This is a genomic window from Neisseria sp. P0021.S007 (assembly GCF_051956855.1).
The window spans coordinates 1-451 of record NZ_JBQCXA010001645.1 but is presented as its reverse complement, the minus strand read 5'-3'; the positions used below and the strand labels follow the sequence as shown (position 1 = coordinate 451).

Here is a 451-nt window from a genome sequence, read left to right as displayed (position 1 = left end):
CAACAGCCAAAGGGCATTTCCTGGCTGCTACCAAGTTGGTCAGTAGATTATCAGCCAATCCGTTGGCAATTTTGGCAATCGTATTGGCAGTTGCAGGCGCAATAAGAAATGCGTCGGCTTCACGCGTCAGATTGATGTGCGCCATGCCATTATTGGAAGCACCTGAATAGGTATCCGATAAAACAGGATTGCCGGTTAAAGCTTGGAAAGTCAGCGGGGAGATAAATTCTGTCGCAGAATCCGTCATCACTACTGATACAGAATGTCCTTGCTTTTTCAGTAGTCTGACCAGTTCACAAGATTTATACGCCGCAATACCGCCAGTAATGCCGAGGAGAATGTGTTTGCTCATAAATAACGGGTTCATTAAATGAGATATATAGGAATCAAATCAAATTAGATTTGTTCGATGTTGATTCTGGCCAGTTTTGCTTTAATCGCATTACCATAT

1 protein-coding gene is annotated in these 451 nt (G+C 43.0%); it reads right to left on the bottom strand.

All coding sequences use genetic code 11. The features are described from left to right. Positions 1-352, bottom strand: a 352-nt coding sequence (locus ACTHUR_RS20705; RefSeq protein ID WP_440400679.1) for a flavoprotein, incomplete at its 3' end; no start/stop codon positions are given. Between the last annotated feature and the right edge of the window lie 99 nt (positions 353-451).